We start from the raw sequence: 17,809 nt of genomic DNA, 5'->3' as shown, positions 1-17,809 counted from the left end.
ATCATGTCAGGATATTTAGCATAGCGGCTTAAGGATTAGCGCGTTAATGGATAAAATTTCGACTCTGACGAGATAAAAAACCAGTCAACGTGGGTTATCCCCAGAACTTTTTCTTTTTTAACATTTGTCAAGCCAGGTTATGAGAGTTTTATGGCAGCGCGTGACACTTTCATTACGGTAATTGCTTTTATCTAAGCAATTAAATTTTAAACGATATTTTCTAAAGCCGCGTTTCGCGTCAATTTGGGCGAAAGCCGCGTCTTCTCTCGCTTATCGCGTGTTTTCTAACTCTAATGCACATGGTTATCCACAGGAATAGTGGATAACTGCTTCCAGCCCGTGCAGAGTGCCGCTCGGCAAATTCCCGGATTTTCCCACGGGACGGCAACAAAAAATTTTTATCGCTATTTTTTGTCGATAAACAGTTGCGTCATTCATAACCACCTGATGGGATCTTGCTCACATTTCCGCCATTTTCCCCTGCACCACGACTCAACACCGCCAGCACCGTCGATGTGCAATTCCCGGTTTCCTTACCCCACTTAGTGGTGGAACATTCTTAAAAAAGCCGCTTTTTTAATCACTTCACGGTTTCTGGCAGGGGTTTTGCACAATCAAAAACCGAGCATCACCGACACATTTTTAAGGAGAGAAAGATGTTGAGTCTGCGTGCAGTGAATCAGTTTTACGGAAGCCAACATACGCTATGGAACGTGGATTTAGATTTTCCGCAAGGGATGTGTACCGGCGTTGTTGGCCTGCCAGGGATGGGAAAAACCACCCTAATGAATTGCATTGCCGGGAAAGTGCCCGTGGATAGCGGCACCATCATCTGGCATGAAGCGGGTGCGCCGCCGCGTGATTTACTCAGCCAGACGGCCGAACAACGTTCCGGACCGGGGATTGGCTATGTCCCGCAGGACAGGCGGATTTTTTCTCAGCTGACGATTGAGGAAAATTTGCACATTGCCATGCGGGCGATGGATAAATCCGACCCGGCAGCGAAAAGTGAAGTGTACGAGCTCTTTCCCGAACTTTACGCGCTGCGTCAGACGCGAGGCAACGCCCTTTCGCCAGAGGCGCAGTATCAGCTTGCTCTGGCAAATGCGCTGGTCAATCGCCCGCGTATGTTGATTCTGGATGAACCTATGCACGGTGCCGGCCAGGGCTTTGCCCATAAGCTTGCACAACTGCTGGTACGGCTAAACCGGGAGCTTGGGATGACGGTGCTGCTAGCAGAACAGCAGCTGTCGTTTATCCGCCGGGTAGCGGATCGGTTTTGCATGCTCTACCGCGGACGTAACGTGGCACAGGGCCACGTTAACGAACTCAACGATGAGCTTATTGCCCACTGGATGTCGCTGGAAGCAAGACGCTGAGGTCAAGATACTGACCGGTTTCGGCCTGTTCGGCATCGTCCGCAAGCCAGGGGATCTCCCCCAGGAATGGCGCGGGGAGCACCCGTTTGAGGGTCGTCAGATACTCATGGTGTCGCTTGCCCGGCGTGACCACGTCGTTGGCTATCCAGCCCGCGAGACGCAGCCCTGCCTGCTGAACGGCCTGCGCCGTCAACATGGCGTGGTTAATACAGCCGAGCTTGACGCCGACAACGAGTATGACCGGGAGTTGCTCGGCCTGCACCCAGTCAGCAAACGTCTGGTCCTGAGAGAGCGGCGTAAACCACCCGCCTGCACCTTCCACCAGCACCCAGTCGGCCTGGCTTTCCAGGGTTCGTAACCCGGCAGAGAGCACGGTAAAATCAATCGGACGGCCTTCATCGGCGCTGATAATGTGCGGCGAGGTAGGCTCGGCAAAGGTATACGGGTTCACCGCTGAATAGGCGAGTTCGAGCGTGCTGTTACGCTGAAGCGCCAGCGCGTCGGTGTTACGTAACCCCTCCGCCGTCATCTCGCTGCCGGAAGCCACAGGCTTATACCCGGCGGTGTTTTTCCAAAGCTTTCGCGCCGCCTGCAAAAGGGCAGCGCTGGCAACCGTCTTGCCCACTTCCGTATCCGTCCCGGTGACAAAATAACGTTCAGTCACGTTCAATAATCCCATGAAAAAGTTGATAAGAGAGCGGGAACTGGCCCCGCTGCTGCGGCCAGGCCAGCTCAAGGCGCTGCAGCTGGCCCCGGGTCAGCGGTTTTTTCTCGCGCCCGGCATGCAGATGCGTGGCGCCAATGCCCTTCAGCGAGCGCATCGCGCTTAAAGCATCGCTAAAATCGAGAGTGATGGTCTGCACCGTACTGCGACAGCGCCAGCCTGCCAGGGCCTGCGTAACCTGCTCATATGACAAAAAGCGGTTGGCGTGCGGCTGTTCATCCACCGACTGCCATGCCTGATTGAGCTCCGGTAACGAGCTTTCCAGTAGCGTGGTAAACGCCACCTTGCCGCCCGGGCAGGCGACGCGGTAAAGCTCGCTCAACGCCTGCGGCAGGCTGCTGCACCACTGCACCGCCAGATGGCTCCAGACCAGATCGAATTGCGCGTCCGCCAGCGGAATCGCCTCGATATCCGCCACCAGATAACGATGCGCAGCCTGCTGCTGGCGCGCCTCATCCAGCATAGCGGGAGACAGGTCGATGGCCGTCACGTGACTTCCCGCCTCGCGCCAGAGTCGGCTATTCCCGCCGGGGCCGCACCCGGCGTCAAGCACCTGGGTAAAGCGCCTCTCGCCGAGCAACGTCATCAGCCCCTGTGCGCTCTGGCGCTGCAGTTCATCGTGCTGTGAATAGCTGCGCGCGGCCCGGCCGAACGCCGCCGCAATGGCCTGCTTATTGACTGGCAACATGCAGCGCCTCCAGCAGTGCAGCAATATCCTCGGTCTCGTGCGCCGCCGTCAGCGTGAGCCGCAGACGCGCCGTGCCCGGCGGTACGGTGGGCGGACGAATAGCCGTGACCCACATCTCCCGATCGCGCAGCGTTTGTGCCAGGGAGAGCGCCTGCGCGTTTTCCCCTACGATCACCGGCTGGATGGCACTTTGCGAATCAGTACTGCGGAAAGGAAGCGCCGCCAGTCCCTGACGGAAGCGGCAGATATGCTCTGCCAGCCGCTGGCGACGTTCCTCCCCTTCTGCGCTACGAATGACGGCCAGGGACGCAGACAACGCCACGGCCTGCGCCGGTGGCATGCTGGTGCTGTAGATCAGGTGCCGGGCAAACTGCAGCAGATAGTCTGCAACGGACTCACTGCACAGTACGGCGGCGCCACTCACGCCAAAGCCTTTGCCGAAAGTGACTATCAGCAGCTCCGGTCTGACGCCTTGCTGGTGAACACTTCCCCGCCCTTCATCACCCGTCACGCCGATACCGTGGGCATCGTCGACCAGCAGCCAGGCATGTTGCTGTCTGGCAGCCTCGTGCAGTACGGCAAGCGGTGCGCTGTCGCCGTCCATGCTGAATACCCCTTCTGTGACCACCAGCTGTTGCCCCTCGCACGGTTTATCCAGCAGCGCAGCGAGTTGCCCCGCATCGTTATGGGCAAAGCGGCGCAGCTGAGCCGGACTCAAACTTGCCGCTTCCAGCAGCGAGGCATGGCTTAAGCGGTCGGCGACAATGCGGTCGTCCTTCCCCATCAGGGCGGTAATCACCGCCTGATTGGCGGCAAAACCCGAAATAAACAACAGCGCGCGCGGGTAGCCCAGCCAGTCGGCAAGCGCCTCCTCCAGCGCCTGATGTGCCGGGGTGTAGCCGCTAACGTGCCCCGATCCACCGCTGCCCACGCCAAACCGCTCTGCCCCCTGCTGCCAGGCGCGAACGATAGCCGGATGCTGGCTAAGACCGAGATAATCGTTACTGGAGAAGTTACGGTAACGCCGACTGTCGCGGGTCAGAAAACGGCCTGCGCCGTTTTCGACCACCTTGCGTACGCGAAACGCATCAGTCGCCCGACGCTCGTCGAGCGCCGACTGGATACGTGCCTGCCAGGTCATACTGCTGCCGCGTTGTAGAACTGGTCGGTGTCGGCATTGAAAATCTGCTGCTCCAGCTGCTGCTGTTGCTCGTTATCGCCCGTCAGCACCTCGGTCTGATGCGGGTTCAGCCCCAGCTTGCGGAACAGCTGAACATCTTTGTCTTCCTCCGGGTTCGGCGTGGTCAGCAGCTTGCAGCCGTAGAAGATGGAGTTGGCCCCGGCCATAAAGCACATTGCCTGGGTCTGCTCGTTCATCTGCTCACGGCCCGCAGAAAGGCGTACATAAGAGGTCGGCATCATGATGCGCGCCACCGCGATAGTGCGAATAAAATCAAACGCGTCCACGTCCTCGTTATCCGCCAGCGGCGTGCCTTTGACCTTCACCAGCATGTTAATCGGGACGCTTTCCGGCGGCGTTGGCAGGTTCGCCAGCTGCAGCAGCAGACCCGCACGATCTTTCACCGTTTCACCTAAGCCCACAATACCGCCGGAACAGACTTTGATCCCCGCGTCACGCACTTTGTCCAGCGTATCCAGACGCTCCTGATAGGTGCGCGTGGTGATGATGTTGCCGTAAAACTCCGGCGAGGTATCGAGGTTATGGTTGTAGTAATCCAGTCCTGCCGCCGAGAGGCGCTGCGCCTGTTCTTCGTTCAGCGTTCCGAGCGTCATACAGGCTTCGAGGCCCATCTCCTTCACCCCTTTCACCATCTGCTCCAGATACGGCATATCGCGATCGTGCGGGTTCTTCCACGCCGCCCCCATGCAGAAGCGGGTCGAGCCGGCGTTTTTCGCCTTACGCGCGGAGTCGAGCACCTGCTCTACTTCCATCAGGCGTTCGGATTCAAGACCGGTTTTATAGCGTGCGCTCTGTGGGCAATATTTGCAGTCTTCAGGACAGGCGCCGGTCTTGATCGACAGCAGCGTGCTGACCTGAACATGGCGCGGATCGAAGTGCTGACGATGCACCTGTTGGGCTTCAAACATCAGCTCAAGGAAAGGTTTATTGAATAATTCAGTAACTTGCGACATCGTCCAGCGTGCGTGGTGAGCCATCGGGCTTCTCCAAAGGGTTTTGTTAATTTTCGGTTCGGTTTATACTCGTAAACCTAAAACTTTTCAAAATGGTTTACAAGTCGATTATGACCCAGGACGATCTCGCCTTCGACAAGCAGCATATCTGGCACCCTTACACCTCCACCACCCGCCCTCTTCCCGTCTATCCGGTGGCCTCGGCCCACGGCTGCGAGCTGCACCTTGCCAGCGGTGAACAGCTCGTCGACGGGATGTCCTCCTGGTGGGCGGCCATTCACGGGTATAACCACCCGCGCCTGAACACGGCGATGAAGGCCCAGATTGACCAGATGTCGCACGTCATGTTTGGCGGGATCACCCATCAACCTGCGGTGGATTTGTGCCGTCGCCTGGTGGCAATGACCCCTGAATCGCTGGAGTGTGTCTTCCTGGCCGATTCCGGCTCCGTGGCGGTGGAAGTGGCGATGAAAATGGCGCTGCAGTACTGGCACGCCAGAGGCGAAACGCGCCAGCGCTTCCTCACGTTCCGCAATGGCTATCATGGTGACACCTTCGGGGCGATGTCGGTCTGCGACCCGGATAACTCCATGCACAGCCTGTGGAAAGGGTACCTGCCGGAAAACCTGTTCGCGCCTGCCCCGCAAAGCCGCTTCGACGGCGAGTGGAACGAGATGGACATGGTTGGCTTCGCGCGACTCATGGCGGCACATCGTCATGATATCGCCGCCGTGATCCTGGAGCCGATTGTGCAGGGCGCAGGCGGAATGCGGATGTATCATCCGGAATGGCTGAAGCGTATTCGCAAGATGTGCGACCGCGAGGGCATTCTGCTGATTGCCGATGAAATCGCCACCGGCTTTGGCCGCACCGGGAAGCTGTTTGCCTGTGAGCATGCGGGTATCGCCCCGGATATTTTATGCCTGGGCAAAGCGCTGACTGGCGGCACCATGACGCTCTCGGCCACCCTCACGACCCGTCATGTTGCCGACACCATCAGCGACGGCGACGCGGGCTGCTTTATGCACGGTCCGACGTTTATGGGCAACCCACTGGCCTGCGCCGTCGCCAGTGAAAGCCTCGCCATACTGGAGAGCGGCGAGTGGCAGACGCAGGTCGCGGTGATTGAAGCGCAGCTGAAAGACGAGCTGAGCGCCGCCTCGGGTGCCCATTTTGTGGCGGACGTGCGCGTGCTGGGCGCCATCGGGGTAATTGAAACCACGCATCCGGTGAATATGGCGGCGCTGCAGCGCTTCTTCGTTGAGCAGGGCGTCTGGGTGCGGCCTTTCGGCAAGCTGATCTACCTGATGCCGCCGTATATCATCACTGCTGAGCAGCTGCGTAAGCTCACCGCCGCGGTAGTCGACGCGGTCAACATACCCGCGCATTTCACGATTTAGCCCTATGCGTTACACTTCGAGAACGAGTGATTAACGAGGGTAAACCGTATGAAAATCATCAGCAAAGATCTGCGCGACGGCGAAAAGCTGCCGGAACGCCACGTTTTCAACGGCATGGGGTATCAGGGCGATAATATCTCCCCGCACCTGGCGTGGGATGAGGTTCCGGCTGGCACGAAAAGCTTTGTCGTGACCTGTTACGACCCGGATGCACCAACCGGCTCCGGTTGGTGGCACTGGATCGTAGCAAACCTGCCTGCCGACACGCGCGTGCTGCCGCAGGGTTCCGGCTCCGGCCTGGTCGCCCTGCCGGAAGGCGCTATTCAGACGCGCACTGACTTTGGTAAAGCGGGCTACGGCGGCGCGGCGCCACCAAAAGGGGAAACCCACCGCTATATCTTCACGGTGCATGCGCTGGATGTGGACAAGATTGAGGTCGATGAAGGCGCGAGTGGCGCGATGGTAGGCTTTAACGTGCATTTCCATTCGCTTGGTAGCGCGTCGATTACGGCGATGTATTCGTAAAAAAAGCCGGGTGGCGACTACGCCTTACCCGGCCTACATTTTGCACTCGTAGGCCCGGTAAGCGCAGCGCCACCGGGCACGAATCACAGCACGGAAGGTAGCAGCCCTACCAGCCGTCCCTCTTCCAGAAGCTGCATCGCTTTATCAATGTCCGGCGCAAAGAAGCGGTCGTCATCGTAATGCGATACGTGCTCACGAAGCGCCTGACGCGCCTGCTCCAGCAGCGGGCTGGATTTCAGCCCTTCACGCAAATCAATACCCTGACTTGCCGCCAGCCATTCCACCGCCAGCACGCCGCGGGTGTTGGCGGCCATCTCCCAGAGACGACGTCCGGCAGCCGGGGCCATCGAGACGTGGTCCTCCTGGTTCGCCGAGGTTGGCAGGCTGTCGACACTGTGCGGGTGCGACAGCGCTTTGTTTTCACTCGCCAGCGCGGCAGCCGTCACCTGGGCAATCATAAAGCCCGAGTTGACCCCGCCGTTACGCACCAGGAACGGTGGCAGCTGCGACATATGTTTATCCATCATCAGCGCGATACGGCGTTCTGACAACGCGCCAATTTCGGCAATGGCCAGGGCGATATTATCCGCCGCCATCGCCACCGGCTCGGCGTGGAAGTTACCGCCGGAGACCACCTCGTTTTCCTGGGCGAAGACCAGCGGGTTATCGGATACCGCGTTGGCCTCTATCAGCAGTACCTCTGCGGCCTGGCGCAGCTGCGTCAGGCACGCGCCCATCACCTGCGGCTGGCAGCGCAGAGAGTACGGATCCTGCACTTTTTCACAGTTGTGGTGTGAATCCGCAATTTCGCTGGTGTCGGTGAGCACGTGGCGATACATGGCGGCGGCGTCAATCTGGCCGCGCTGGCCGCGCACCTCGTGGATGCGGGCGTCGAACGGACGACGCGAACCCAGCACGGCTTCAGTAGTGAGCGCGCCGCACACCACCGCCGAGGCAAACAGATCCTCCGCTTCAAACAGGCCGCGCAGCGCGAAGGCGGTCGACGCCTGCGTGCCGTTCAGCAGCGCCAGCCCCTCCTTCGCCGCCAGGGTGATCGGGGCTAAACCGGCTTTTTTCAGCGCCTCTTTGGCAGGAAGCCATTCGCCCTGCCAGCGTGCCTGCCCTTCCCCCAACAGAAGCAGCGACATATGCGCCAGCGGCGCAAGATCGCCGGAGGCGCCGACGGAACCTTTCGCCGGGATCCACGGATAGACGTCGGCATTAACCAGCGCCATCAGCGCCTGGATCACGCTCAGGCGAATGCCGGAGAAACCGCGCGCCAGGCTGTTGATTTTAAGCACCATCATCAGACGGACAATCTCGTCATCCAGCGGCTGGCCGACCCCCGCCGCGTGAGACAGCACCAGCGAACGCTGTAAGTTTTCCAGATCGTGCGTTGCAATGCGCGTTTGTGCCAGCAGACCAAACCCGGTGTTGATCCCGTAAGCCGTGCGCCCTTCGGCAACAATGGCCTCCACGCAGGCAACGCTGTCGTTAATGGCGGCGTGGGCACTTTCATCAAGCGAGAGCGTAACCGGCTGACGCCAGGCGTTTCGCAGCTGTTTAAGCGTCAGGGAACCGGGCGTAAGTGTTAAGGCGTTCATTCATGATTTCCTTGTGTGGCAGGGATCATCGGCAGGTTTAGCCCCTGCTCTTTGGCACAGTCAATAGCAATCTCGTAACCCGCGTCCGCGTGACGCATCACGCCGGTGGCCGGGTCGTTGTGCAGCACGCGAGCGATACGCGCGGCGGCTTCATCGGTACCGTCACAAACGATAACCATCCCCGAGTGCTGGGAGAAGCCCATTCCCACGCCACCGCCGTGGTGCAGCGAGACCCAGGTCGCGCCGCTGGCGGTATTAAGCAGGGCATTCAGCAGCGGCCAGTCTGAAACGGCATCCGAGCCGTCGCGCATGGCTTCCGTTTCACGGTTAGGGCTGGCAACGGAGCCGGAATCAAGGTGGTCGCGACCAATGACAATCGGTGCGGAGACTTCGCCGCTGCGCACCATTTCATTGAAGGCCAGACCCAGTTTTTGCCGCCACTCCAGACCGACCCAGCAGATACGCGCCGGCAGGCCCTGGAAGTTAATGCGCTCGCGGGCCATGTCCAGCCAGTGGTGGAGATGTTCGTCATCCGCGACGATCTCTTTCACTTTGGCATCGGTTTTGTAGATATCCTCCGGGTCACCGGACAGAGCAACCCAGCGGAACGGCCCAATGCCGCGACAGAACAGCGGGCGAATATAGGCAGGCACGAAGCCCGGGAAGTCGAAGGCGTTCGTCACGCCCATCTCTTTCGCCATCTGGCGGATGTTATTGCCGTAATCGAAGGTCGGAATGCCCATCTTGCTGAAGGCCAGCATCGCGGAGACGTGTTCAGCCATCGAACGTTTCGCGGCAAGTACCGTGCCTTCCGGGTCGGTTTCCGCTTTTTGCTGGTATTCTTCCCACGTCCAGCCGTTTGGCAGGTAACCGTGCAGCGGGTCATGGGCGCTGGTCTGGTCGGTGACGAGATCCGGGCGAACGCCGCGGGCGACAAGTTCAGGCAGAATCTCTGCCGCGTTGCCGCACAGGGCGATCGACACCGCTTTGCCTTCCGAGGTGTATTTTTTGATGCGCGCCAGCGCATCGTCGAGATTATCAGCCTGCTCGTCGACGTAGCGGGTACGCAGACGGAAATCAATGCGGCTCTGCTGGCACTCAATGTTAAGCGAGCAGGCGCCAGCAAGCGTGGCAGCCAGTGGCTGCGCGCCGCCCATACCGCCGAGACCGGCAGTCAATACCCAGCGGCCTTTCAGCGAGCCGTTATAGTGCTGGCGACCGGCTTCCACGAAGGTTTCGTAAGTGCCTTGCACAATCCCCTGGCTGCCAATGTAGATCCAGCTCCCGGCGGTCATCTGACCATACATCGCCAGCCCTTTGGCATCCAGCTCGTTGAAGTGTTCCCACGTCGCCCAGTGCGGCACCAGGTTAGAGTTGGCGATCAGCACGCGTGGCGCGTTTTTATGGGTTTTGAATACGCCGACCGGCTTGCCGGACTGTACCAGCAGGGTTTCGTCGTGTTCGAGATGAGTCAGGGATTTTACAATTGCGTCATAGCATTCCCAGTTACGCGCGGCGCGGCCTATACCGCCGTAGACCACCAGCTCGTGGGGGTTCTCCGCCACCTCAGGGTCGAGGTTATTCATCAACATGCGCAGCGGGGCTTCGGTGAGCCAGCTTTTGGCGGTAAGCGTGGTGCCGCGCGCGGCGCGGACATCCTGCTGGCGGTGTTTACCTGACGACATTGTGTGCTCCTCATAAAGGACAGATGATGCATTTAGATATACTTGTATAGACAAGCACACACAAGGTCAGATTTAACAAAAAAGATACAATTTTGTTATATTGCGTTAGCGATCACGCTTATAAAACTTATGACATAAAATGGCCCTGCAGCCGGTAACGGTTACCCGGGAAAAGCAGCCTGGCATGGGAGACAATCTGCGATGATGACCAGGTTCGACGGCGGATCAGCAGGCACGGATCGTGCTCTTTAATGCGCAACCGTTCACATTCCTGCGGCGTGGCGCGCACAGCCTCCACAATGTGTTCCCCTTCCGTCAGCGGTGCGACCAGCGAGAGGTACGCATGCGGCGTGGTTTGGGTGTAATCCTGGCTCAGATACTCCGGTATCCGCTCTGCGTTAACGCAGCGATCTTCAATCTGTACCGGAATGTCGTTCTCAAAATGCACCATCACGGAGTGGAAGATGCGGCTCCCTTCTTTAACATTCAGCTCGGCGGCCTGCTCGGCGCTCGCCTCGGTCTCTTCGAGCACCAGCACCTCGCAGCGGTGCTGATGATTTCGCGAGTGTATCTCATCGGCAATACTGCGGATTTCAAACAGCGCCGACTGACCTTTGGGCTCCGCCACGAAAGTGCCGACCCCCTGCAGGCGCACCAGAAGACCTTCATCGGTCAGTTCGCGCAGCGCCCGGTTGATGGTCATCCGACTAAATCCAAATTGCGCCACCAGCTCGGCCTCGGACGGAATACGATCGTGAGGGCGCCAGACACCGGTAGCAATTTTTTCGCTGATAGCCTGCTTCACCTTTTCGTAGAAAGGCGCAGGAGGGCTCGACTGCGCCAGGGGCGAGCGTGAAAACATCATGACTCCTTAAATAGGGTTATGCCCACCAGTGAGCAATTTGCCAGGCCAGACGAGCGGCAAGCTTCGCGCCCTGTCCGTCCCTGTCGTACTGCGGGTTAAACTCTACCAGATCGGCGGCCTGCAGCTTACCGCTGCGACAGATTTGTTCGATAACCGGCAGAAGATCCAGCGCCGGTACCCCTAACGCCGCAGGGGCGGATACGGCAGGCATTTCGCTCGCCGGCAGAACGTCGAGGTCAATAGTCAGGTAGACCCGATCGGCCTGCGCCAGCACCTTTTCCAGCGCAGATAACGCATCGCGTCTGAAATGCCAGTCCTCCACCAGCGTGACGTTCAGGCGTTCCGCTTCATCCCAGAGTGCCTGCGTGTTGGCTGCCCGGCTGACGCCAAAGCAGGCGTAGCGAAACGCCCGACCGTGGTCCTCGCAGTAATGGGCCAGTTGACGAAACGGGGTACCGGATGTTGCACGCTCGGCCTTGCGCAGATCGAGATGGGCATCAAGATTAATCACCGCCACGCGCTCGTTCGGGAAGGCATCGAGAATGCCCCGACCATGCGCCCAGGCGGTCTCGTGCCCGCCGCCAAAGATGAGCGTGCGCATCCCGGACTGCTGGCAGGCCGTCACCGCATCGCTTAAAACCCGCTGTGCCGCTTCAAGTTCATCACCTTCGACATACACGGACCCCATATCCGCAAGCCGTTCGTGTCCCTGATGGCTGGCCATATTCGCCAGCGCGTTGCGCAGGATATCAGGGGCCTGCACGGCGCCAGGCCTGCCCTGATTGCGTTTAACCCCTGCATCGCATTCAAACCCGATCAGCGCGATGCCAGAGGAAAGCGGCGTAAACTGCGCCTGCTGCTGTATCGTCTGAAAGATACGCTTTGCATTGCTGGCCTCGGCGCTGTCGTCACGCCCCTGCCAGACCGTTTCGGCTACGGGCCGCCATAACCTCATACTGCCTCCCCACGGAAAATACGCTGATACAACGGATTGCGACCCGGTTCATAGACCATCTCAACCGGATGGTCAGCATCCCAGACGATAAAATCGGCCACATACCCCGCCTGCAATTGCCCGTGGGTTGCGCCGCGACCCAGCGCCTGCGCGGCGTGTCGCGTGACGCCAGCCCAGGCCTCTTCAGGGGTCAGGCCAAACTGGACGCAGGCCATATTCATCGCCAGGTGCAGGCTCGCAAACGGGCTGGTGCCGGGGTTATAGTCGGTGGCCACCGCCATCGGCACTCCCTGTTTTCTGAGCTGTTCAACCGGCGGGCGCTGGCGCTCCTGAAGGAAATAGAACGCGCCGGGGAGCAATACCGCCACCGTACCGCTTTGCGCCATCGCCTGAATGCCTGCGTCGTCGAGATATTCGATATGATCCGCTGACAGCCCTTTATACTGGCTGACCAGCGCCGCACCGCCCTGATTAGACAGCTGCTCAACATGCCCTTTCACCGGAATACCCAGCGCGGTGGCGGCCTGGAAAAGGCGCTCGGTTTGCGACGGGGTAAAGCCGACGTTTTCACAAAACACATCTACCGCTTCAAATAACGCTTTTTGCCACAGCGTGGGCATGATCTGCTCGCAGACCAGCGTGAGATACGCATCCGGATCCTGTCGGTATTCCGCAGGGACGGCATGTGCCGCCAGAAGCGTCGGGCTAATCTCGACCAGATTACTCAGACTAAGCTGGCGAGCAACCAGCAACATTTTCTCTTCGGCATCCGCGTTAAGTCCGTATCCCGATTTAATTTCTATGGTCGTCACGCCTTCATTCATCAGACGCTCTAGCCGCTGCTGCGCCAGCTTCAACAGGGTTTCCGGCGAACTGTTGCGTGTCGCAGTCACGGTGGCGTTAATCCCGCCGCCCTGCGCGCTGATGGTTTGATAAGAGACACCGTTCAGGCGCTGCTCCCACTCTGCCGCGCGGTCGCCGCCAAACACCAGATGGGTATGGCAATCAATCAGCCCCGGCGTCACCAGACGCCCCTGTAGATCGATGCAGTGACGGTGTCCGGAAGGAATGTCAGATTCAGGGATCACGGCCAGGATGGTTTGACCGCGCACGACCAGGGCGTGTTGCGCTTTCAGACCATAGGGTGCGGAGGCATCGGGAACCATCGTTGCCAGTCGCGCATTTCGCCATATTACATCGTCAGGATGAAGCTGCATGGGCATTCCACTTGTCATAGGTTGTATAGACATTTATTTTCATCCGCCGTCTGCTGTCAACCGTTCTGGTAGAAAATGTTATTTATTTGTGATGACTTTCCCGCCTCCCGGGGGTAAAAAATGCAACTTTTACCCTTTTTATCTTCCCGTTTCGCTCAACTTAGTATAAAAAAGCAGGCTATTTCGTCTATCCCGTTTAAGACTTGCATACCCAGGAGCTCCACCTTGAACATTTCCAGGATTTCCCGTCTGGCGTTAGCGCTCGCCTTTGGCGTGACCTTATCCGCATGCAGTTCAACACCACCGGATCAGCTGCCTTCTGAGCAGGTAGCACCGGGCACCGCGTCCCGCCCGATTTTGTCCGCTGATGAAGCGAAGAACTTCGACCGTGCCCACTACTTCTCAGCGATGGATCCTAACGCTGCGCCGTGGACACCGTCTTCTATTAACCTGCCGAAACAGCCTGACTTCGTGGTTGGCCCGGCTGGCGCCCAGGGCGTAACGCACACGTCCATTCAGGCAGCGGTTGACGCGGCCATTACCAAACACAGCGCCTCTCGCCAGTACATCGCGATCCTGCCGGGTGAATACGAAGGCACCGTGTATGTTCCGGCCGCACCAGGCAGCATCACCCTTTACGGTCTGGGCGAAAAAGCAATCGACGTGAAAATTGGCCTGGCGATTGATTCCGAAATCGACAGCACCACCTGGCGTCGCCTGGTGAACCCGGCCGGTAAATATATGCCAGGTAAACCGGCGTGGTACATGTTTGATAACTGCCAGAGCAAGCGTTCCGCTACCGTTGGCCTGATGTGCTCGGCGGTATTCTGGTCCCAAAATAATGGCCTGCAGCTGCAAAACCTGACCATTCAAAATACCCTCGGCGACAGCGTCGATGCCGGTACCCACCAGGCCGTCGCGCTGCGTAGTGATGGCGATAAGGTGCAGATTAACAACGTCAACATTCTGGGTCGTCAGAATACCTTCTTCGTGACCAACAGCGATGTTAAGAACACGCTGCAGAACAACCGCCTGACCCGTACGCTGGTAACCAACAGCTACGTTGAAGGTGACGTGGATCTGGTGTCCGGTCGCGGCGCGGTGGTATTTGAAAACACCGATTTCCGCGTGGTGAACTCGCGCACTCAGCAGGAAGGTTACGTGTTTGCGCCAGCAACACAGTCTAACCTGTTCTACGGCTTCCTGGCCGTTAACAGCCGCTTTAACGCTGCCGGTGACGGCGTGGCACAGCTGGGTCGCTCCCTGGATGTGGACTCTGCCACTAACGGTCAGGTCGTGATCCGCGACAGCGTGATCAACGAAGGCTTTAACATGGCGAAGCCGTGGGCTGATGCCGCGATCTCCAAACGTCCGTTCTCCGGCAATACCGGTGCGGTGGATGATAAAGGGAACGTCCAGCGCAATCTGAATGACGCGAACTTCAACCGCATGTGGGAATACAACAACCGCGGTCTGGGTAGCAAGGTGGTTGCAGAGCCGAAGCAGTAAGCTGTTTTGCCGGGTGGCGGCTTCGCCTTACCCGGCCTACAGAGATAAAAAAAACCTCGCATTCGCGAGGTTTTTTGTTTCAGGCCACCTAGTGAGCGTTGACCAGGACCCACATCGGTCCCTGGCCTACGGCGTAGCGTCCTTTTTCTTCCAGCAGACCCTGTACGCCTTTGATTTCATACAGCGCGATATGGTGGGATTTCTGCCCTGCCGCAATCAGGTATTTACCGCTGTGATCGATATTAAAGCCACGCGGCTGAGTTTCCGTTGGCTGGAAACCTTCAATGGCCAGCACGCTGCCATCTTCGGAGACGCTGAAGACGGTAATCAGGCTGGAGGTACGGTCGCAGGCATACAGATGACGGCCGTCAGGCGTAATGTGGATATCCGCCGCCCAGCGGGTGTCAGAGAAGTCAGACGGCATCATATCCAGCGTCTGCACGCATTCGATCTGACCGTTTGGATCTTTCAGCTCCCACACGTCTACCGAACTGTTCAGTTCGTTTACCACATAGGCATACTGCTGGTTCGGGTGGAAGACCATATGGCGTGGGCCTGCGCCCTCAACGGTAGTCACTTCAGCCGGGTTTTGCGCCACCAGGTGACCATCGTCGCTCAGGGTAAACAGGCAGATGCGATCCTGCTTCAGTGCAGGCACCCACAGCGTGCGGTTGTCCGGAGAGATATTCGCCGAGTGACACCCTTCCAGTCCTTCCACCACGTCGACTGTGTCGACCGGAATGCCGTCGTCAAGGCGGGTCACGCTGACGCAGCCCGCATTGTAAGAGCCGCTAAAGATGAAACGCCCTTTACGATCGGTCGAGATGTGGGTCGGGCTGCCCGGCAGCGGCGCTTCGGCAGTGTAGGTCAGCGCGCCGTCGTCCGGCGAGATGCGGTAGGCCAGCACCCGGAACTCAGGACGTACGCCAACATAGAGAAAACGTTTATCCGGGCTGACGACCATTGGCTGTACTTGCCCCGGAACATCAACAACCTGAACCAGCGTGAGCGAACCTTCTGCATTCAAACGCCAGACGTGGATCTGCTGACTTTCAGGACTGGCGGTATAAACGGTTTGTTTCATGAATACTCCTTTCCTCACTGCGCGTGAAAGTGATTATTTTTAACGGTGAATGCTGAATTTTAGCCAGGAATTTTGCAGCGATTTACTCTCGGTGTAACATCGCCTGAGACCTAAAATTCAACATTAACCCGGAAGAACAAATGACCTCGCGTGTGATTGCCCTGGATTTAGACGGAACATTACTGACCCCTCAGAAAACCCTGCTCCCCTCCTCCCTTGAAGCGCTTAAACGAGCCCAGGAAGACGGGTATCAACTCCTTATCGTAACGGGTCGACATCACGTTGCCATTCATCCTTTTTATCAGGCACTGGCGTTAGATACACCTGCAATTTGTTGTAATGGCACTTATTTGTATGATTATCAGGCAAAAAAGGTTTTAGCTTCCGACCCGCTACCGGTTCCTCAGGCGCTGCAACTGATTGATCTGCTGGATGAGCATGCCATTCATGGCCTGATGTATGTGGACAACGCGATGCTGTACGAGCGCCCTACAGGCCATGTGGTGCGCACCAGTAACTGGGCACTTTCGCTGCCAGAAGCGCAGCGTCCGGTCTTTACCCAGGTGTCCTCCCTGCGCCAGGCCGCTCAGGAAGTTGACGCTATCTGGAAATTCGCCCTGACGGATGAAGACACCACCAAACTGAATACCTTCGCGAAACAGGTTGAACAGACCCTGGGTCTGGAATGTGAATGGTCCTGGCACGATCAGGTAGATATTGCCCGCAAAGGCAACAGCAAGGGCAAGCGCCTGACGCAGTACGTGGAATCTCAGGGAGGGTCGATGCGTGACGTGATTGCCTTTGGCGATAACTATAACGACATCAGTATGCTGGAGGCTGCCGGTACCGGCGTGGCGATGGGCAACGCCGATGACGCGGTGAAAGCGCGCGCTAACGTGGTGATTGGCGATAACACCACCGATAGCATCGCGCAGTACATTTATACCCACCTGCTGTAATCAGGCAGTGATCGAGACGCTCTTGATTTGCGCGTAAAGCCACAGGCCGGGCTTGATACCTAACTCGTCCCTGGCCCACGGGCTGATGCGCGCCCAGAGCGTCCTGCTTCCCACCTCAAGCTTCACTTCCACCTGACCGTTATCATCAAAGCACTCCGCCACTTTGGCGCGCAGAATATTACGAATGCTGGTTTGCAGCGGCGGTTGCAGCACCAGCGAGACGTCCGATGCCTGAATGCGAATACGCAGCGCGGACTGTAACGGCTTGTCGACCTTGTTCACCCACAGATGCTGGTCGCCCAGCGCCAGCGCGGTCATCGCATAATGCGGGTGGTGTTCCAGCACGCTCACTTTCAGGATACTGCTCTGCTGCTCCTTTGGAAGCCAGGGATGCATCACGCTGCTTCCCCACACCTCTTCCAGGTTGCCAAAGGCCTTTACGCTGCCCTCTTCCAGTACCAGCACTTTGTCGGCCAGATGGAGGATCTCATCCAGCGAGTGGCTGACGTAGAGCATGGGAATGTTAATCTCGCGGGTCAGGCGCTGCAGGTAGGGCAGCAGTTCACGTTTACGCGGAATATCCAGCGAAGCCAGCGGTTCGTCGAGCAACAGCAGCTCGGGCGCGGTCAGCAAGGCACGGCCAATCGCCACACGCTGTTTTTCTCCACCGGAAAGCGAGGAAGGCAGCCTGTCGAGCAGAGGCTCAATACCTAACAGCGTCACCAGCTTATCAAACTGCCCGGCCATACTTTTGGCCATACCGTAGCGCAGGTTGCCGCGCACGCTGTAGTGCGGGAACAAGCGCGCGTCCTGGAAAACATAGCCGATGCGACGTTTATCCGGCGAGAGGTATATTTTGTTCTCCACGTCATTCAGAACGCGGTCATTCAGAACAATTCGCCCTGACTGCGGGCGTGTCAGGCCGCTAATCGCATTAATCAGAGAGGTTTTTCCCGCACCGGAGACGCCAAAAATGGCGGTGATGCCGCTTGCAGGCAGCGTCTCGTTAAGCGTCAGCGTGTGGTTCCCCAGCGTCTGGGTGAAATTCAGTTCCAGCATCC

At 58.2% G+C, this 17,809-nt stretch carries 16 protein-coding genes; 5 read left to right on the top strand and 11 right to left on the bottom strand.

What is annotated here, in order from left to right; genetic code table 11:
* The first annotated feature begins 656 nt into the window (after positions 1-656).
* Positions 657-1,379 carry an ABC transporter ATP-binding protein gene (locus BFV64_RS06545; RefSeq protein WP_023332449.1) on the top strand — a complete coding sequence of 241 codons (723 nt, stop codon included), beginning with the start codon at positions 657-659 and terminating at the stop codon, positions 1,377-1,379.
* Here BFV64_RS06545 and bioD read toward each other — a convergent pair.
* The 4 genes from bioD to bioB are packed head-to-tail and all read right to left on the bottom strand — an operon-like array spanning position 1,342 to position 4,969.
* On the bottom strand, positions 1,342-2,043 hold the full coding sequence (gene bioD / locus BFV64_RS06540) for a dethiobiotin synthase (RefSeq protein ID WP_045134235.1): 702 nt from the start codon (positions 2,041-2,043) through the stop codon (positions 1,342-1,344). The genes BFV64_RS06545 and bioD overlap by 38 nt on opposite strands.
* Positions 2,036-2,791, bottom strand: a complete 756-nt coding sequence (gene bioC / locus BFV64_RS06535; protein ID WP_045134236.1) for a malonyl-ACP O-methyltransferase BioC — start codon at positions 2,789-2,791, stop codon at positions 2,036-2,038. Before bioC ends, bioD begins: the two co-directional genes overlap by 8 nt.
* Positions 2,775-3,932, bottom strand: a complete 1,158-nt coding sequence (gene bioF, locus BFV64_RS06530; protein ID WP_014883073.1) for an 8-amino-7-oxononanoate synthase — start codon at positions 3,930-3,932, stop codon at positions 2,775-2,777. Before bioF ends, bioC begins: the two co-directional genes overlap by 17 nt.
* The gene (gene bioB / locus BFV64_RS06525) at positions 3,929-4,969 is read right to left on the bottom strand and encodes a biotin synthase BioB (protein WP_008501133.1); all 1,041 of its coding nucleotides are present in this window, start codon (positions 4,967-4,969) and stop codon (positions 3,929-3,931) included. The genes bioF and bioB overlap by 4 nt, the downstream gene beginning before the upstream one ends.
* A gap of 86 nt (positions 4,970-5,055) precedes the next feature.
* On the opposite strand from bioB, the gene bioA reads away from it, so the two are divergent.
* Entirely contained in the window at positions 5,056-6,345 is a 1,290-nt protein-coding gene (gene bioA, locus BFV64_RS06520; RefSeq protein ID WP_392389252.1) for an adenosylmethionine--8-amino-7-oxononanoate transaminase, read from the top strand.
* Between the two features lie 48 nt (positions 6,346-6,393).
* Positions 6,394-6,870 carry a kinase inhibitor gene (locus BFV64_RS06515; protein ID WP_014883071.1) on the top strand — a complete coding sequence of 159 codons (477 nt, stop codon included), beginning with the start codon at positions 6,394-6,396 and terminating at the stop codon, positions 6,868-6,870.
* Between the two features lie 83 nt (positions 6,871-6,953).
* Here BFV64_RS06515 and hutH read toward each other — a convergent pair whose 3' ends face one another.
* From hutH to hutI, 5 genes are all read right to left on the bottom strand, one after another.
* Entirely contained in the window at positions 6,954-8,474 is a 1,521-nt protein-coding gene (hutH, locus tag BFV64_RS06510) for a histidine ammonia-lyase (RefSeq protein ID WP_069601829.1), read from the bottom strand.
* Positions 8,471-10,159, bottom strand: a complete 1,689-nt coding sequence (gene hutU / locus BFV64_RS06505; RefSeq protein WP_047625430.1) for a urocanate hydratase — start codon at positions 10,157-10,159, stop codon at positions 8,471-8,473. Before hutU ends, hutH begins: the two co-directional genes overlap by 4 nt.
* A gap of 127 nt (positions 10,160-10,286) precedes the next feature.
* Positions 10,287-11,021, bottom strand: a complete 735-nt coding sequence (locus BFV64_RS06500; protein WP_014883068.1) for a histidine utilization repressor — start codon at positions 11,019-11,021, stop codon at positions 10,287-10,289.
* A gap of 19 nt (positions 11,022-11,040) precedes the next feature.
* Positions 11,041-11,979 carry a formimidoylglutamase gene (gene hutG, locus BFV64_RS06495; RefSeq protein WP_045281107.1) on the bottom strand — a complete coding sequence of 313 codons (939 nt, stop codon included), beginning with the start codon at positions 11,977-11,979 and terminating at the stop codon, positions 11,041-11,043.
* The gene (gene hutI, locus BFV64_RS06490) at positions 11,976-13,196 is read right to left on the bottom strand and encodes an imidazolonepropionase (protein ID WP_045281108.1); all 1,221 of its coding nucleotides are present in this window, start codon (positions 13,194-13,196) and stop codon (positions 11,976-11,978) included. Before hutI ends, hutG begins: the two co-directional genes overlap by 4 nt.
* Positions 13,197-13,421: 225 nt before the next feature.
* Between hutI and BFV64_RS06485 the strand changes: the two genes are divergently transcribed.
* Positions 13,422-14,705, top strand: coding sequence for a putative acyl-CoA thioester hydrolase (locus BFV64_RS06485; RefSeq protein ID WP_032637155.1), 1,284 nt, complete (start codon positions 13,422-13,424; stop codon positions 14,703-14,705).
* An 88-nt stretch (positions 14,706-14,793) separates the two neighbouring features.
* Here BFV64_RS06485 and pgl read toward each other — a convergent pair whose 3' ends face one another.
* Entirely contained in the window at positions 14,794-15,789 is a 996-nt protein-coding gene (gene pgl / locus BFV64_RS06480; protein WP_023338174.1) for a 6-phosphogluconolactonase, read from the bottom strand.
* A gap of 140 nt (positions 15,790-15,929) precedes the next feature.
* Between pgl and BFV64_RS06475 the strand changes: the two genes are divergently transcribed.
* A complete protein-coding gene (locus BFV64_RS06475; RefSeq protein WP_069601828.1) occupies positions 15,930-16,748 on the top strand; it encodes a pyridoxal phosphatase in 819 nt (272 codons plus the stop codon).
* Here the strand turns inward: BFV64_RS06475 and modC are convergent, their stop codons facing one another.
* On the bottom strand, positions 16,749-17,807 hold the full coding sequence (gene modC / locus BFV64_RS06470) for a molybdenum ABC transporter ATP-binding protein ModC (RefSeq protein ID WP_032637159.1): 1,059 nt from the start codon (positions 17,805-17,807) through the stop codon (positions 16,749-16,751).
* Between the last annotated feature and the right edge of the window lie 2 nt (positions 17,808-17,809).

Source organism: Enterobacter kobei, assembly GCF_001729765.1.
Taxonomy (GTDB): Bacteria; Pseudomonadota; Gammaproteobacteria; order Enterobacterales; family Enterobacteriaceae; genus Enterobacter; species Enterobacter kobei.
This window is presented reverse-complemented; position numbering and strand designations above follow the sequence as displayed.

Excerpts from the sequence above, each read along its gene's own strand:
- BFV64_RS06500 (WP_014883068.1), bottom strand. The coding sequence starts at position 11,021 with ATGTTTTCACGCTCGCCCCTGGCGCAGTCGAGCCCTCCTGCGCCTTTC.
- bioF (WP_014883073.1), bottom strand. The coding sequence starts at position 3,932 with ATGACCTGGCAGGCACGTATCCAGTCGGCGCTCGACGAGCGTCGGGCG.
- bioC (WP_045134236.1), bottom strand. The coding sequence starts at position 2,791 with ATGTTGCCAGTCAATAAGCAGGCCATTGCGGCGGCGTTCGGCCGGGCC.
- hutH (WP_069601829.1), bottom strand. The coding sequence starts at position 8,474 with ATGAACGCCTTAACACTTACGCCCGGTTCCCTGACGCTTAAACAGCTG.
- modC (WP_032637159.1), bottom strand. The coding sequence starts at position 17,807 with ATGCTGGAACTGAATTTCACCCAGACGCTGGGGAACCACACGCTGACG.
- hutI (WP_045281108.1), bottom strand. The coding sequence starts at position 13,196 with ATGCAGCTTCATCCTGACGATGTAATATGGCGAAATGCGCGACTGGCA.
- BFV64_RS06545 (WP_023332449.1), top strand. The coding sequence starts at position 657 with ATGTTGAGTCTGCGTGCAGTGAATCAGTTTTACGGAAGCCAACATACG.
- BFV64_RS06515 (WP_014883071.1), top strand. The coding sequence starts at position 6,394 with ATGAAAATCATCAGCAAAGATCTGCGCGACGGCGAAAAGCTGCCGGAA.
- bioB (WP_008501133.1), bottom strand. The coding sequence starts at position 4,969 with ATGGCTCACCACGCACGCTGGACGATGTCGCAAGTTACTGAATTATTC.
- BFV64_RS06475 (WP_069601828.1), top strand. The coding sequence starts at position 15,930 with ATGACCTCGCGTGTGATTGCCCTGGATTTAGACGGAACATTACTGACC.
- pgl (WP_023338174.1), bottom strand. The coding sequence starts at position 15,789 with ATGAAACAAACCGTTTATACCGCCAGTCCTGAAAGTCAGCAGATCCAC.
- bioA (WP_392389252.1), top strand. The coding sequence starts at position 5,056 with ATGACCCAGGACGATCTCGCCTTCGACAAGCAGCATATCTGGCACCCT.
- hutG (WP_045281107.1), bottom strand. The coding sequence starts at position 11,979 with ATGAGGTTATGGCGGCCCGTAGCCGAAACGGTCTGGCAGGGGCGTGAC.
- hutU (WP_047625430.1), bottom strand. The coding sequence starts at position 10,159 with ATGTCGTCAGGTAAACACCGCCAGCAGGATGTCCGCGCCGCGCGCGGC.